The sequence below is a fragment of the Rhabdaerophilum sp. SD176 genome, from assembly GCF_030143245.1.
Classification (GTDB): Bacteria; Pseudomonadota; Alphaproteobacteria; order Rhizobiales; family Beijerinckiaceae; genus Rhabdaerophilum.
Genome location: NZ_JARJNS010000005.1, coordinates 151,375 through 165,465, shown reverse-complemented (window position 1 = coordinate 165,465; position 14,091 = coordinate 151,375). Strand labels below are relative to the sequence as shown.

The 14,091-nt window shown below is 64.2% G+C and carries 16 protein-coding genes and 1 tRNA gene; 8 read left to right on the top strand and 9 right to left on the bottom strand.

Annotated elements, in window-relative coordinates; translation table 11 throughout:
- Position 1: 1 nt before the first annotated feature.
- Entirely contained in the window at positions 2-877 is an 876-nt protein-coding gene (locus tag P0652_RS13080) for a MurR/RpiR family transcriptional regulator (RefSeq protein WP_284179274.1), read from the bottom strand.
- A gap of 129 nt (positions 878-1,006) precedes the next feature.
- Between P0652_RS13080 and P0652_RS13075 the strand changes: the two genes are divergently transcribed.
- From P0652_RS13075 to P0652_RS13055, 5 genes are read left to right on the top strand one after another with little or no spacing between them, the layout of a single operon-like run.
- Positions 1,007-1,783: a transporter substrate-binding domain-containing protein gene (locus P0652_RS13075; protein ID WP_284179273.1), complete on the top strand. Its 777-nt coding sequence runs from the start codon at positions 1,007-1,009 to the stop codon at positions 1,781-1,783.
- Positions 1,784-1,825: 42 nt separating this feature from the next.
- Positions 1,826-2,515, top strand: coding sequence for an ABC transporter permease (locus tag P0652_RS13070; RefSeq protein WP_284179272.1), 690 nt, complete (start codon positions 1,826-1,828; stop codon positions 2,513-2,515).
- Positions 2,515-3,225: an ABC transporter permease gene (locus P0652_RS13065; RefSeq protein ID WP_284179271.1), complete on the top strand. Its 711-nt coding sequence runs from the start codon at positions 2,515-2,517 to the stop codon at positions 3,223-3,225. The genes P0652_RS13070 and P0652_RS13065 overlap by 1 nt, the downstream gene beginning before the upstream one ends.
- A 2-nt stretch (positions 3,226-3,227) precedes the next feature.
- Positions 3,228-4,343: a succinylglutamate desuccinylase/aspartoacylase family protein gene (locus tag P0652_RS13060; RefSeq protein ID WP_284179270.1), complete on the top strand. Its 1,116-nt coding sequence runs from the start codon at positions 3,228-3,230 to the stop codon at positions 4,341-4,343.
- Between the two features lie 11 nt (positions 4,344-4,354).
- Positions 4,355-5,146 (top strand): ABC transporter ATP-binding protein, encoded by a 792-nt coding sequence (locus P0652_RS13055; RefSeq protein ID WP_284179269.1) that lies wholly within the window; start codon positions 4,355-4,357, stop codon positions 5,144-5,146.
- Positions 5,147-5,159: 13 nt separating this feature from the next.
- Here the strand turns inward: P0652_RS13055 and P0652_RS13050 are convergent, their stop codons facing one another.
- Together P0652_RS13050 and nhaA are read right to left on the bottom strand one after the other, a co-directional pair.
- The gene (locus P0652_RS13050; RefSeq protein WP_284179268.1) at positions 5,160-5,849 is read right to left on the bottom strand and encodes a L,D-transpeptidase; all 690 of its coding nucleotides are present in this window, start codon (positions 5,847-5,849) and stop codon (positions 5,160-5,162) included.
- Positions 5,850-5,996: 147 nt separating this feature from the next.
- The gene (gene nhaA, locus P0652_RS13045) at positions 5,997-7,160 is read right to left on the bottom strand and encodes a Na+/H+ antiporter NhaA (RefSeq protein ID WP_284179267.1); all 1,164 of its coding nucleotides are present in this window, start codon (positions 7,158-7,160) and stop codon (positions 5,997-5,999) included.
- 334 nt (positions 7,161-7,494) lie between these two features.
- Here nhaA and P0652_RS13040 point away from each other — a divergent pair, with 334 nt between their 5' ends.
- On the top strand, positions 7,495-8,331 hold the full coding sequence (locus tag P0652_RS13040) for a CPBP family intramembrane glutamic endopeptidase (RefSeq protein ID WP_284179266.1): 837 nt from the start codon (positions 7,495-7,497) through the stop codon (positions 8,329-8,331).
- Between the two features lie 30 nt (positions 8,332-8,361).
- Here P0652_RS13040 and P0652_RS13035 read toward each other — a convergent pair.
- Positions 8,362-8,451: transfer RNA gene (locus tag P0652_RS13035), tRNA-Ser, on the bottom strand.
- Positions 8,452-8,831: 380 nt separating this feature from the next.
- Here P0652_RS13035 and msrA point away from each other — a divergent pair.
- Together msrA and P0652_RS13025 are read left to right on the top strand one after the other, a co-directional pair.
- Positions 8,832-9,488, top strand: coding sequence for a peptide-methionine (S)-S-oxide reductase MsrA (msrA, locus tag P0652_RS13030; RefSeq protein WP_284179265.1), 657 nt, complete (start codon positions 8,832-8,834; stop codon positions 9,486-9,488).
- Positions 9,489-9,570: 82 nt separating this feature from the next.
- The gene (locus tag P0652_RS13025; RefSeq protein ID WP_284179264.1) at positions 9,571-10,074 is read left to right on the top strand and encodes a TIGR00645 family protein; all 504 of its coding nucleotides are present in this window, start codon (positions 9,571-9,573) and stop codon (positions 10,072-10,074) included.
- An 85-nt stretch (positions 10,075-10,159) separates the two neighbouring features.
- On the opposite strand, the gene ptsN is transcribed toward P0652_RS13025, so the two are convergent.
- From ptsN to lptB, 5 genes are all read right to left on the bottom strand, one after another.
- Entirely contained in the window at positions 10,160-10,624 is a 465-nt protein-coding gene (ptsN, locus tag P0652_RS13020; protein WP_284179263.1) for a PTS IIA-like nitrogen regulatory protein PtsN, read from the bottom strand.
- 70 nt (positions 10,625-10,694) lie between these two features.
- Positions 10,695-11,267: a ribosome hibernation-promoting factor, HPF/YfiA family gene (gene hpf, locus P0652_RS13015; protein WP_284179262.1), complete on the bottom strand. Its 573-nt coding sequence runs from the start codon at positions 11,265-11,267 to the stop codon at positions 10,695-10,697.
- A 132-nt stretch (positions 11,268-11,399) separates the two neighbouring features.
- Positions 11,400-11,495 (bottom strand): iron-sulfur binding domain-containing protein, encoded by a 96-nt coding sequence (locus P0652_RS18800; protein ID WP_502947531.1) that lies wholly within the window; start codon positions 11,493-11,495, stop codon positions 11,400-11,402.
- Between the two features lie 3 nt (positions 11,496-11,498).
- Positions 11,499-13,037 carry an RNA polymerase factor sigma-54 gene (gene rpoN / locus P0652_RS13010; RefSeq protein WP_284179261.1) on the bottom strand — a complete coding sequence of 513 codons (1,539 nt, stop codon included), beginning with the start codon at positions 13,035-13,037 and terminating at the stop codon, positions 11,499-11,501.
- A gap of 162 nt (positions 13,038-13,199) precedes the next feature.
- Positions 13,200-14,051, bottom strand: coding sequence for an LPS export ABC transporter ATP-binding protein (gene lptB / locus P0652_RS13005; protein ID WP_502947526.1), 852 nt, complete (start codon positions 14,049-14,051; stop codon positions 13,200-13,202).
- Between the last annotated feature and the right edge of the window lie 40 nt (positions 14,052-14,091).

The window sequence follows — 14,091 nt, the reverse complement described above, 5'->3', positions numbered from 1 at the left end:
ACTAACGCGCCTTCGGCGGCTGCGAAACGAGGTAGGCCGAGATGGCGTCGGTCAGCCGTGCGGCCTTGGCGAGATTGTCAGCGTTCGAGACCATCAACGCCGCGACCAAAGCCTCGATCACCAGCAGGGCGGCCACATTGCTAGAGGACAGGACGGGATGCGTCGCCTGGGCGATCAGCGTCTCGCTCGCCAGGGGCACGAGCGGCGAGGCTGCCGAATCCGTGATCGCGAAGATTGTCACGCCCTGATCCGCAGCATACCGGGTGAGATGGACGACATCCGTTGCGTAGCGCGGAAACGAGATCGCGACGAGCGCGTCCTCCGGACCGAGATTCATCAGACGTCCGGCCGCATTTTCCGTGCCGCCATATTCGACCACATTGACGATATGGTGGCAGAAGGGCTGAAGGCCGAGCGCAAGAAAGCCGGCGAGATGCGCCGAGAGCCCGAAACCCATCACATAGACGCAGCGTGCTGTTGTCAGCCTTTCGACGATCCGCGCGATCGTGCCTGGCACAAGGCCCTCGGCCGTGCCGCGCAGGTTGGCCAGCGTATCCTCGAGGCCCTCGCGCATGGGCGCGGCGCCCTCGGCGCGATCAAGCGCGCCGCGCAGCTTCTCCACCGGGCGGAGGACGGATTGCAGCGTATCGGCAAGCGCCGCCCGCAGGTCAGGGAAACCGCCATAGCCGAGATGGCGGGCAAAGCGTGACAGGGTCGCCGTCGAGACGCCGCTCGCCGCCGCCAGATCCTCGATCGACAGGGATGCGCCCCGGACTGGATTGCGGAGCAGGTGTTCGGCAATGGCCCGGTTCGAGACCGAGCCGGAAGCCTGCTGCTCCAGCAATTGCTGGCCAAGCGGGGAGGCGGCGAAGGCCATGTCGCTGACACCCTGGGCGTCATTTTGTGAATGAAGAGATTTTTTCATGTGTTGACTGTATGAAAATTATTCGCCACAGTGAAGCCGGATCGGACAAGCAATCCACTGCATTCCAACGGGAGATCCTGCATGCTGAAGCGTACCTTCCTGTCGGCCGCCGGCGCGGCCGCCCTCGCCCTCATTCTGGCCCCGTCGGCCATCGCCCAGGCCCCGAAGCTGCGCATCGGCGTCGAAGGCAATTACCCGCCCTTCTCGATGATCGCGCCGGACGGCAAGCTCGGCGGCTTCGACATCGATATTGCCAACGCGATCTGCGCCGAGATGAAGGCGGAATGCGTGTTTGTCCAGCAGGAGTTCGACGGGATGATCCCGGCGCTCAACGCGAAGAAGTTCGACATGATCGTCGCTTCGATGACAATCACCGAAGCACGCAAGAAGTCGGTCAATTTCTCGGACCCCTATTATGACGTGCCCTCGCGCTTCGTGGCCAAGACCGGCGCCTTTGCCGACCATTCCCCGGCCTCGCTCAAGGGCAAGAAGATCGTCGTGCTGCGCAATTCGCCGCGCGCCGCCTATCTGGCCGAGAACTACAAGGGCAGCGAGATCGTTCTCGCCGGCAAGGAAACCGAAGTCTATATGGAGCTCGCTGTCGGCCGCGCCGACGTGGCCTTCGGTTCGTCGGTGGTCTCGGCAGAGGCCTTCCTGAAGAAGCCGGAAGGCAAGGGCTTCGCGCAGCTCGGCCCGGCGATCCGGATCGGCGCCGGCTCGGGCGTCGGGATCGCCGTCCGCAAGGATGACGAGGCCTTGCGCACCCGCATCAATGCGGCCCTCGCGGCCCTGAAATCGAGCGGGCGCTACAAGGCGCTGGCCGACAAGTATTTCGATTTCGACATCTCGGGCTCCTGATCCCGAATTCCGGCGACCCTCGCGCGAAGGCGGGACGTTCTCATGTTCCTCCATGGCTATTTTCCCGCCATCCTCGAGGGTCTCCGCTCGACCCTGCTGATCTCGGCCACGTCGCTGTCGATCGCCTGCCTGTTCGGGCTGATCGGCGCGGGGGCGAAGCTCTCCGGCTCGCGCATGGCCGGGCTGGCAGCGGATGTCTACACGACGCTGATCCGCGGCCTGCCCGAACTCGTGCTCCTGCTGCTGATCTTCTATGGCGGGCAGATCATGGTGAATGCGCTGGCCGACCGGGCGGGCCTCGGCTATTTCGACATCAATCCCTTCCTGGCCGGCACCCTGACGCTCGGCTTCATCTTCGGCGCCTACCTGACCGAGACGTTCCGCGGCGCGATCCTTGCCATCCCCCGGGGGCAGATGGAGGCCGGCAAGGCCTATGGCATGACCCAGGGCCAGATCCTGCGCCGGATCATCCTGCCACAGATGGTCCGCCACGCCATTCCCGGCTTCACGAATAACTGGCTCGTCATGATCAAGGCGACGGCCTTGCTCTCGATCATCGGGCTCGATGACATGGTCCACCGCGCCAATCTCGCCTCCGCCACGACGCGGGCGCCCTTCACCTTCTATGCGACGATTGCCGGGCTCTATCTGGCCGTGACCACGATCTCCATCCTGCTGCTCGGCTGGCTGGAACGGCGCTTCTCGCTCGGCGTGAGAAAGGTCGAATTCTGATGATCGACTGGGCCCTCATCGCCGAATCCTGGCCGCTCTATCTCAACGGGCTGAAAATCAGCCTGATCCTGATGGCGATCTCTGTCTCGGCCTCGTTCCTGCTCTCGGTGCCTTTGGCCATTGCCCGCGTGTCGCGCAATCCCTGGCTGTCGAAGCCGGTCTTCCTCTACACCTATGTGATCCGGGGAACGCCGCTGCTGGTGCAGCTCTACATGATCTATTTCGGCCTCGCGCAGTTCGAGTGGCTGCGCGAGAGCATGGCCTGGCCGCTTTTCCGGAATGCGTGGTTTTGCGCCTGGCTCGCCTTTGCGCTCAACAGCACGGCCTACACAACCGAAATCCTTGCCGGCGCCCTGCGCCAGACGCCCAGCGGCGAGCTGGAAGCCGCCCGGAGCCTCGGCATGTCGACCGCGACGATCTATACCCGGATCCTGCTGCCGAGCGCGATCCGCCGGGCGCTGCCGCAATATGGCAACGAGCTGGTCATGGTCATGCATGCCACCTCGATCGCCAGCGCGGTGACGATTGTCGAGCTCACCCGTACCGCGCGTGACGTCTACTACAACCATCTCGCACCGTTCGAGGCCTTCGGGCTCGTCGCCGTGTTCTATTTCGTCATCACCTTCGCCCTTGTCGGGCTGGTCAAGCTGCTCGAGGGACGCTTCCTCCGGCATCTCCGGCCAATGTCCATTCCGTCGAAAGCAGCCTGACCATGCCCACCGAAACAATCGCCATCCCCTCGGGGAGCCCGGGCACCGAATACAGCCTCACCGTGCACCGGTTCGGCCGCCGCAATGCCCGGCCGCATGTCTACATCCAGGCGGCGCTGCATGCGGACGAAATCCCCGGCATGATCTGCGCGCAGGTGCTGCGGCGCGAACTGGCCGCGCTCGATGCGGCCGGCGCGCTGGTCGGGCAGGTGACGCTCGTGCCGGTCGCCAACCCGATCGGTCTCGCCCAGCAGGTTCTCGGCCTGCCGGTCGGCCGCTTCTCGCTGTCCGATGGCGGCAATTTCAACCGCGACTTTCCGGATCTTGCGGCACTGCTTGTCGCTCGCGTGGGCGACCGGCTGACCATGGACGAGACCCTGAACGGACGCACGGTGCGCGAGGCCTTTGCCGAAGCCCTGTGGCAGCAGCCGCGGAGCAGCGCTCCGCAGCATCTGAAGGCGGCCTTGCTCCGGCTTGCGCTGGATGCCGATCTTGTCCTTGACCTGCATTGCGATGCCGATGCCGCCCTCCATCTCTACACACAACCGCGTTCACTGCTCGCTTTCACCCCGCTCGCCGCGCTTCTGGGCGCCAAGGCGATCCTGCTGGCGGATGTTTCCGGCGGTGATCCGTTCGACGAAGCGCTGAGCCGCCCCTGGGCGGAACTGGCCAAGGCCAGGCCGGACCGGCCATTGCCGGACGGCTGCCATGCCGTGACGGTGGAGTTGCGCGGCCAGTCGGATGTCGCCCAGGATCTGGCCGAGGCCGATGCCCACGCAATCCTGGGTTTCCTCTGCCATGCGGGCGTGCTCGACGGCGAAAAGCCCGATCTGCCGCCCCTGCTGTGCCGGCCGACGCGGCTTGAGGCCTCGGAGCCGATCATCGCGCCGGCTGGCGGCATCCTCACCTATCGCCGGAAGGCCGGTGAAACAGTGAAGGCCGGAGAGATCCTGGCGGATATCATCGATCCGATCACCGGTGCCCTGACTCCGGTCACGACGCTTTCGGCCGGCATGTTCTACGCACGCTCCGCCGAGACTTTCGTGACGCCGGGAAAACGTCTCGGCAAGGTTGCCGGAGACAGCCTCCGGCGCAGCGGCCGCCTCCTGAGCCCATGAAGGAGTTCCCCATGTCCAAGGAGATGGCCGCCGGGCCGGTCGAGAAGCTGCGCGCGGAGGAGCTCCGGAAGAGCTTCGGCACGGTCGAGGTGCTGAAAGGCGTGTCCCTTGCCGCCAAATCGGGCGATGTCATCGCGATGATCGGCTCATCCGGTTCGGGCAAGAGCACGGTTCTGCGCTGCCTGAACCTGCTCGAGAAGCCGAATGCCGGGCGGATCATCGTCAGCGGCGAGGAGTTACGCCTTGTCCCTGATCGCCGGGGCGAGCTTGATGCCGAGGATCCGCTGCAACTCCAGCGCATGCGGGCGCGCCTCGCCATGGTGTTCCAGCAATTCAACCTCTGGGGGCATATGACGGCCCTCGAGAATGTCATCGAAGCGCCGATCCGGGTGCTCGGCCTTTCGCGGGCGGAGGCTGTCGCCCGCGCAGAGCATTATCTGGCGCGGGTCGGCGTCAGCCATCGCAAGGATGCCTATCCCTCGCATATGTCGGGTGGCGAGCAGCAGCGCGTGGCGATCGCCCGGGCCCTCGCGATGGAGCCGGAGGTCATGCTGTTCGACGAGCCGACCTCCGCGCTCGATCCCGAACTGGTGGGCGAGGTTCTCCGCGTGATGCGCTCGCTCGCGGAAGAAGGCCGGACCATGCTGGTGGTCACGCACGAGATGGGCTTTGCGCGCGAGGTGGCGAGCCGGGTGATCTTCCTCCATCGCGGGGTGATCGAGGAAGAAGGGCCACCTGCCGAGATCCTGTCGAACCCGCGCAGCGAAAGGCTGCAGAGCTTCCTGGCCAACAGCCTCAAATGATGGCTGGCCTCACTCAGGCCGGCAGGACAATCACCTTCGTCTTGACCGGCGTCCGGTCATAAAGGTCGATCATGTCCTGCGTCAGCAGGCCTGTGCAACCGCTGGTCACGCCGCTGCCGATCGATTCCGGATCGCTGGTGCTGTAGAGCGTGTACAGCGTGTAGACGCCATTCTGATACAGATACAGCGTGCGCGCACCGAGCGGGTTTTCGGGGCCGCCCGGCATGCCGCGGGCATATTTCGCGACTTCCGGCTGGCGCTTGATCATTTCCCTCGGCGGCGTCCAGGTCGGCCATTCGGCCTTCCGCCCGACATAGGCTTCACCACTCCAGAGGAAGCCTTCGCGTCCGACATTGGCGCCATAGCGCGTGGCATTGCCCTCGCCCTCGATCCGATAGACGTAGAAGTTCTTGGGATCGACGATGATCGTGCCCGGCGCCTCGTCGGTCTCCATACGCACGGTGCGGCGGAAGTATTTCGGATCAACCTGGCTGATATCGACCGCCGGGATCGGAAATTTCTTGTCCGGCACCGCGCCGTAAAGTTTTTCCGCCTCGGCGAGGCTCATGCCGTCATTCGTGACGCAACCGCCCAGAGCCAGCGCGCCCAGACCGGCCGTCGCGCCAAGGAGGAACGAGCGGCGGTGGAGGTTGCCGGCGGGCTGCAGGCCCGCATCCTTGCTGTCCTTGCCCGTGATAATCATCGCGGAATTTCCCCTGTCCTGCCTTCCGACCAGAGAAAACTCCGGTACACACGCCTGAACCCGACATTTCTGCCTGAGATTGGCGCTTTATGCCACAATTGGCAAGTTGATCAAGCAGGGATCCTTCCCGGACCGCTCCGGCCCGGCTCAGTCTCGCCTGTCGGCGGGAGCCAGCCGCAGGACCAGCCAGCCGATCGTTCCCGCCAAGAGCGAACCCGCGAGAACGCCGATCTTGGTCTGATCCTGAAAGCCCGGCGAGCCGGGGAAGGCCAGCAGGCCGATGAAAAGGCTCATCGTGAAGCCGATCCCGCAGAGGAGCGAGATGCCGTAGAGCTGCAGCCAGGTCGCCCTGGCCGGCAGGTCGGCAAGACCGGTCCGGATGGCGATCCAGGCGAAGCCGAACACGCCGATCTGCTTGCCGACAAACAGCCCAAGCATGATGCCCAGCGGGACGGAGGCGAGCAGGGCCGACGGACCGACCCCCGCCAGCGAGACGCCGGCATTGGCAAATCCGAAGACCGGAATGATCAGGAATGCGACCCAGGGATGAAGCGCATGTTCAAGCCGGTTCAGCGGTGGCTCCTCCTCGTCAACCCCACCCGGTGGCGGCGTCAGCGGGATCGTCAGGGCGAGCATGACACCCGCCAGCGTCGCGTGGACGCCCGATTTGAGGACGAACGCCCAGAGCAGCCCGCCAAGCAGGAGATAGGCAGGCAGTTTCCGATGCCCGAAGCGGTTGAGGGCCACGAGCGCCACAAGCACGCCCAGCGCGCCCAGCAGGGCGAGCAGGTTCAGTTTGGCCGTATAGAACAGGGCGATGATGATGACGGCGCCGAGGTCATCGAGAATGGCCAGCGCGGTCAGGAATACCTTGAGTGAAATCGGAACGCGCGATCCCAGCAGCGAAAGCACGCCGAGGGCGAAGGCAATGTCGGTCGCCGCCGGGATGGCCCAGCCGCGCAATGTTTCCGGCGATTGGACATTGAACGCCACGTAGATCAGCCCGGGGACCACCATGCCGCCCAAGGCCGCGAGACCGGGCAAGGCGCGGCTTGGCCAGGTCGAGAGCTGGCCGACAAGAAACTCGCGTTTGATTTCCAGCCCGACCAGCAGGAAAAACACCGCCATCAGCGCGTCGTTGATCCAGTGCAGGACCGACAGCCCGCCAATGTAGCGGCCGAGGGTCGAGAAATAGACCGGCGCAAGGGGAGAATTCGCGATGACGATGGCAAGGAAGGCAACACCCATCAGGATGATGCCGCCTGCGGCTTCACTCTTCAGGAAATGACGGATGGCGAAAGGCTGGCGCATGGATACGGGTTCCCTGCGAAGGCGGCCCGACCTCCGTAAACCCTGCCTGCCCGACGCCCGGACAATGCACCCGGGACGGGTTCTAGCGTGCAATCGTTAAATTTCAACTGCCTGGGGCAAGCATCGATCCCCGATGAACAACAAGCCCGGAAAGCGCCCGCTTGCTTGCCAGCCTCATTCCCGCTCGGGACTTTGGCGGAGAATCGGAAGCCCGGCGAGGACTTTCCGGTTGCGTTGGCGGACACACTTCATGAAGTATAGGGCCACCCGCTGAAGATCGCCGCCGAGGAAATTCTCCATGTCCGGAGCAGAAAACATCGACCGGCCTCTCTGGTTGCGTATCCTGCAATCCCCGCTCGCCCGTCTCTTGCTGCTCGGCGGCCCGATCTTTGTCATGATGGGCCTCAGCAGTGGCTTCATGGCCTATTTCAAGGGAGACCCGCTGAAAGCGATTGCGGCTGTGATGGGTATGGCGAGCGCGGCGATCGCCTTCTATGCCGGCTGGACCCGTTTCATCGAGCGGCGCCCGCTGAGCGAGCTTTCCCTTTCAGGCGCAGGCCGGGAATGGGGAACGGGAATGTTGATCGGCGCCGGGCTCTACACCGCTTGTATTCTCGTCTTGATGGCGCTCGGGATGTACCGCATCGACGGTCTGAACCCCTGGACCTTCGTGATTCCTGCAATCGCGATGGCGCTGAGTTCCGGATTTTTCGAGGAACTTTTCTTTCGTGGTATTCTCTTCCGCTCGGTCGAAGACATGGCTGGCAGCTGGATCTCGCTCGCTGTTTCTGCGCTCGTGTTCGGATTTGTGCACCTGGCAAACCCGGCTGGCACGATAACCGGCGCAATCTACATCAGCATTGAAGCGGGCATCCTGCTTGCCGCCGCCTTTATGCTGACCCGCCGACTTTGGCTCAGCATCGGCTTCCACATGGCCTGGAACTACACGCAGTCAGCCATTTTCTCCGGCATCGTTTCCGGTTCGATTTCCGAGCCGGGATTGATCCGCTCCAACATCCGCGGGCCGGAAGTCTTGACCGGAGGCAGTTTCGGGCTGGAATCGTCGGTCCTTGCCTTCGCGTTCTGCACCATAACGGGCCTTGTGCTGCTGTTCATGGCGATCAAGCGCGGGCGGATCGTGCCGCCGAGCTGGAAACGCAGCGCTTCTTAGCTGCGCGCAATTTCCCAATTTTATGAATGATGGCGGACAGGGAGGGATTCGAACCCTCGATAGAGTTGCCCCTATACACGCGTTCCAGGCGTGCGCCTTCAACCACTCGGCCACCTGTCCGTACGCGCGCCGGGAAGGCGCACGCAATTTCCTTTGCTTCGGACGCGATGCCCCGGGGCATCGCTGGTGCGCCTTCAACCACTCGGCCACCTGTCCGTACGCGCGCCGGAAAGGCGCACGCAATTTCCTTTGCTTCGGACGCGATGCCCTCGGGCATCGCTGGTGCGCCTTCAACCACTCGGCCACCTGTCCGTACGCGCGCCGGGAAGGCGCGGGTATCACGCCGCTGGGCGACGCAAGCCCGGCCTTATGGCGGGGTGCGGCGGAAAATGCAAGGCTTGCGAAGCGCATGCTCGCGATGGTTTCACGTTTGGTTGACAGGGGTTGCACGGCTGCATGCGAGGCCCCAGCTTGCAACAAGCCAGCGAAAGGGAAATCCGATGTTTTTCCGCAAGAAATCCGAAATGCCGAGCGCCGCCACCGCCCTGCCGGGTCGGGAGGCTCCGATCGCCACCGCCAGCCGGCACCATGTGCTGGGCCACCCGCTCAAGGGACCCTATCCCGAGGGTCTGGAAACGGCCATTTTCGGGCTGGGCTGCTTCTGGGGCGCGGAACGCAAGTTCTGGCAGCTCGGTGCCGGCATCTGGACAACCGCGGTCGGCTATGCCGCCGGCTACACGCCGAACCCGACCTATGAAGAGGTCTGTTCCGGCCTGACCGGCCATAACGAGGTGGTTCTCGTGGTCCATGATCCGGCTCAGATCAGCTACGACATGCTCCTGAAGACGTTCTGGGAGAATCATGACCCCACCCAGGGCATGCGGCAGGGCAATGATATCGGCACGCAATACCGTTCCGGGATCTATGTGGCCAGTCCGGCCCAAAGACAGGCAGCGGAAGCCTCGATGGCCGCATTCCAGACGGCGCTGGATGCCCGCGGCTACGGCCGGATCACGACCGAGATCCGCGAGGCGGGGCCGTTCTATTTCGCCGAAGAATATCACCAGCAATACCTGGCCAAGAACCCGGCCGGCTATTGCGGCCTCGGCGGCACCGGCGTGTCCTGCCCAATCGGACTGGCTCAAGCTGCAGGGTGAGCCTGCCGGAACAGGCATGCCGCTTCTCATCGGCCGCGCCGGATGCTAAGGGCTGCCTGTCTTTTCCCGGCCAGGTGCCCCCATGATCGAACGTGTGCTCGAACAATTCCTTTTCCGGAGCCGCTGGCTGCTGGCGCCTTTCTACGTGATGCTTGTCGTCTCGCTCTGCGTGCTGCTGCTCAAGGCCGGCCAGGAGACGGTGCATTTCGTCGTTCACGCCCTGAGCGCAACCGAATCCGATGTCATTCTGGGCGTTCTTGCGCTGGTCGACCTGACGCTGACCGGATCGCTGATCATCATCGTCATTTTCTCGGGCTACGAGAATTTCGTGTCCAAGATCGAGGTTGATGATGCGAAGGACTGGCCGGAATGGATGGGCAAGATCGATTTCTCGGGACTGAAACTCAAGCTCCTGTCGTCGATCGTGGCGATTTCCGGGATCCAGGTGCTCAAGGCCTTCATGAATGTGAAGAACATCAGCGACCGCGACCTGATCTGGCTCGTGGTCATCCACATGGTCTTCGTGGGTTCGGGCCTGCTGATGGCGCTGACCGACAAGATCTCCGGCGAAGCCAAGAGCCCCTGACGATCAGGGGCCGGTGGAGACCTGAACCACCGGCGAGGCCGGCTTCGGCGCGTGCTCCGGGGCCGATGCCCTATCGAGGCCACGCTCAGGCGGCGCGGGACGTCGTCTCGGAGGTCAGGATCGCATAGATCGCCGCAGCATCATCGGTCTGTCGCAGTTTCTGCGGCACGCCGGGCGCCCGGAACAGCCGGGCAATCCGCGCCAGCGCCTGGAGATGGTCCGCGCCGGCATCTTCGGGTGCAAGAAGCACGAAGACGAGATCCACCGGCTCACCGTCCAAAGCCTCGAAATCGACCGGCCGTGCGAGCTGGGCGAAGAACCCGACCAGCCGGCCGAGGCCGGCCATGCGGCCATGCGGAATGGCAATGCCCTGTCCGATCGCCGTCGTGCCCAGCCGCTCACGCTGGAGCAGCGTCTCGAAGACGAGGCGCTCGTTCAGGCCGGCCACGCGCGCGATATGGCCGGCAAGATCCTGGAGGATCTGCTTCTTGCCGTTCCCCTTGAGGCCGGCCAGCACCGATTCGGGCGTGATCAGAGAGGTGATCGTCATGGGCACCCTCTAAGCAGAATGCGTGCCGGAAGGCCAGAGCCAACTCGACCCTGGCCCCGGCGGGGCAAGTTCAACCGATATCAACCCAGCCGTAATGCCCGTCCTCGCGCCGGTACAGCACGTTGATCCGCTCGGTGCCGGCATTGCGGAAGACGAGGACTGGCGCCGTTCCCTTTTCGAAGGCGGCAACGGCACCGGTGATCGAGAGCCGCATCGCGCCGGCCAGAGGCTCGGCGATGATGGCCGCGCCGCCACCGGTGACTTCGATCACGTCATCCTCGGCATCATCATGGCCATTGACCATCGGAGCCGGCATCCCGGCAAAATCCGCCGCGTTGAGGCGGTCGGTGCCGTGCCGGTCGCGCTTGCGCTTGAAGCGGCGAAGCTGCTTGGCAATCCGCTCCACCGCGATTCCGACGCTCTGATAGGCATCCGTGGCCTCGCCCGTGACATGCATGACCGGGCCGTGATCGAAATGGACTGCACATTCGGTCTTGAAGCCGATCCCGTCCTTCGCGACGGTGACATGACCCGAATAGCCGGCATCGACATATTTGCGCACCGCATCGTTGAGCCGAGTCTCTGCCTGTGCCCTGAGCACATCACCGAGATCGATATTCTTGCCGGAAACACGTATCGCCATGGATTAGACCTCAAATAAGAGCCTGGCCACCCGGGAGAGGGAGGCCGATTCGGGTGCGATGTGGCCAAGCCGGCCACAGGGTTCCGTGAGGGATGCTGCGCCTGATTCCTCCTCTGGTTCTGAAAGGAGAGGCTACGTCCGGGCTTCGCGCAAAGTCAACGACAGCCCGTGCTGCCCTGCAACAGGGCACTGCCCGCAAGCCGGGCGGGATGCAGCAAAATTCGGCAGGATTCAGCCGGCGCGGCTGCGCGGCAGGGCGGCCATCTTCTCGCGGCGACGTACGGAGGACGACGCTATGCCGAGGCCTTCCCGGTACTTGGCCACGGTGCGCCGGGCGATATCGATGCCCATCTCGCGCAGCCTGTCGACGATCGCGTCATCGGAGAGCACGGCCTGCGCCTCTTCCTGATCGATCAGCTGCTTGATCCGATATCGCACGGCCTCGGAGGAAACCGAGGCGCCGCCATCGGAAGAAGCGATCGCCGTGGTAAAGAAATACTTCATCTCGAACAGGCCACGTGGCGTCGACATGAACTTGTTGGCCGTTACGCGGCTGATGGTCGATTCGTGCAGGGACACGGCATCGGCGATCATCTTCAGGTTGAGCGGCCGGAGATGGGCGACACCATAGGTGAAGAACGCATCCTGCTGACGGACGATCTCGCTCGCCACCTTGAGAATGGTGCGGGCCCGCTGCTCGAGGCTGCGGACGATCCAGTTGGCATTGGTCCAGGCCTCGTCGATAAAGGCCCGCACTTCCTTCTCGGCACCCTTGCCGGCCACGCGGGCATAGAAGGTCTTGTTGGCGACGACGCGGGGCAGCGCATCGGAATTCAGATCGACCTGCCAGCCGCCATCCGGGGTCGCGCGGACAAACACATCCGGCGTGACGGGATCCACCGGGTTGGCGCCGAAGATCAGGCCCGGCTTGGGATCAAGACGGCGGATCTCGGCGATCATGTCCGCCAGATCTTCCTCGTCGACGCCACAGACGCGCCGGAGCTGGCCGAATTCACGCTTGGCCAGGAGGTCGAGATGGTCGACCAAGGCCGCCATGGCGGGGTCCAGCCGGTCCTTCTCGCGCAGCTGGATCCGGAGGCATTCGGCCAGATTTCGGGCCCCGACCCCGACCGGATCGAAACCCTGCACGATTTCCAGCGCCAGCTGGCAGCGCGATTCGGGCACGCCGAGGCGCTGGCTGATATCACCGAGCGATTCGAGCAGATAGCCGGTCTGGTCGATCTGGTCGATCATCTGCGCCGCGATCACGCGGGTCAGATCATCGGTGTCGGTGCAGCCGAGCTGGTTTTCGAGATGCTGGTGCAAGGTCGTTGCGCTGGCGCAATACGCCTCGAGATTGTGATCATCATCATCCAGCGATGCCCCCTTCCCGCTGCCACCGGAGAGATTCCAGAAGGGGGAATCCGGCTGGGGCAAGGCCTGGTCGGGCACCGCCTCGTCCGGGAAGGCGTTCTCGAAATCGGTTCCGGTCTCGCGCTCCAGCGTGGCGCGGTCGGCGGGCAGGTCCTCGCGGGCCCAGTCTCCGGGCTCGGCCGTGGTGGCGGTCGAATCCGGCCGCTCCTCCTGGCTGATCGGCGCCTCGTCGGCCCGGGCATCCCGTTCGAGCAGCGGGTTCTTCTCGAGTTCAGCCTCGACATAATCCTGCAGCTCGACGGTAGAGAATTGCAGGAGCTTGATCGCCTGCAGCAGCTGCGGCGTCATGACCAGAGACTGGCTCTGGCGCATCATCAGTTTTTGACTGATCGACATCCCGCTCTACCGCCTGCCTGTCCCTGTCGTGCGGCGCGTCGAATCGGCCCGCCTTCGTGATCGGCACAGATATTGCACACTCGCTTGTGCCTTCGTGAAGTGCAAGCGCGAAGTTGGGTTAATGTTGCACTGCGTCAACGCATCGCTGCCAGAGGATTCCGGCTAGAGGCGGAAATCCTCGCCGAGATAGAGGCGGCGGACTTCGGGAGAGGCAATGATCTCGTCCGGCGTGCCTTCCATCAGCACCTGGCCGGAATGGATGATGTAGGCGCGGTCGATCAGGCTCAGCGTCTCGCGGACATTGTGGTCCGTGATGAGCACGCCGATGCCCCGCGCCTTGAGGTGGAGCACGAGGTCCTGGATATCGCCGACGGCGATGGGGTCAATGCCGGCAAAGGGCTCGTCCAGCAGCATGAAATTCGGCCGGCCGGCCAGCGCGCGGGCAATCTCGCAGCGCCGCCTCTCGCCGCCCGACAGTGCGATGGAGGGCGATTTCCGCAAGCGGGTGATCGAGAATTCGTCCAGCAGCGCATCAAGCTGCTCCTCGCGCCTACGGCGGTTGGGCTCAACCATTTCGAGCACGGCGCGGATATTGTCCTCGACGGTCAGGCCCCGGAAGATCGAGGCTTCCTGCGGCAGATAGCCGATACCGAGCCGCGCGCGGCGATACATCGGCAGGCGGGTGATGTCGAACCCATCCAGCTGGATCTGCCCCTGATCGGCCGGGACAAGGCCGGTGATCATGTAGAAGACGGTGGTCTTGCCGGCGCCGTTGGGGCCCAGAAGGCCCACCGCCTCGCCCCGGCGGACATTGAGGCTGACATCCCGGACGACCTGCCGCTTGCCATAGCTCTTCCCGAGCGAATAGGCCGCGAGCATGGCCTCGCCGGGGTCGCGGCCGGTTTCGTCGACCCTCCGAGGCAGCCGCGCGCCACGGATAGTCGGGGCCGCCGGAATGGCGGGCGCCGCGTCCTCAGCCGAGCCCCGCTTTCGCTTCAGCCACCTGTCCAGCACGCCCTGCCCCTGTTGCCCCTGCCGCCCGAATGCCTGCTTA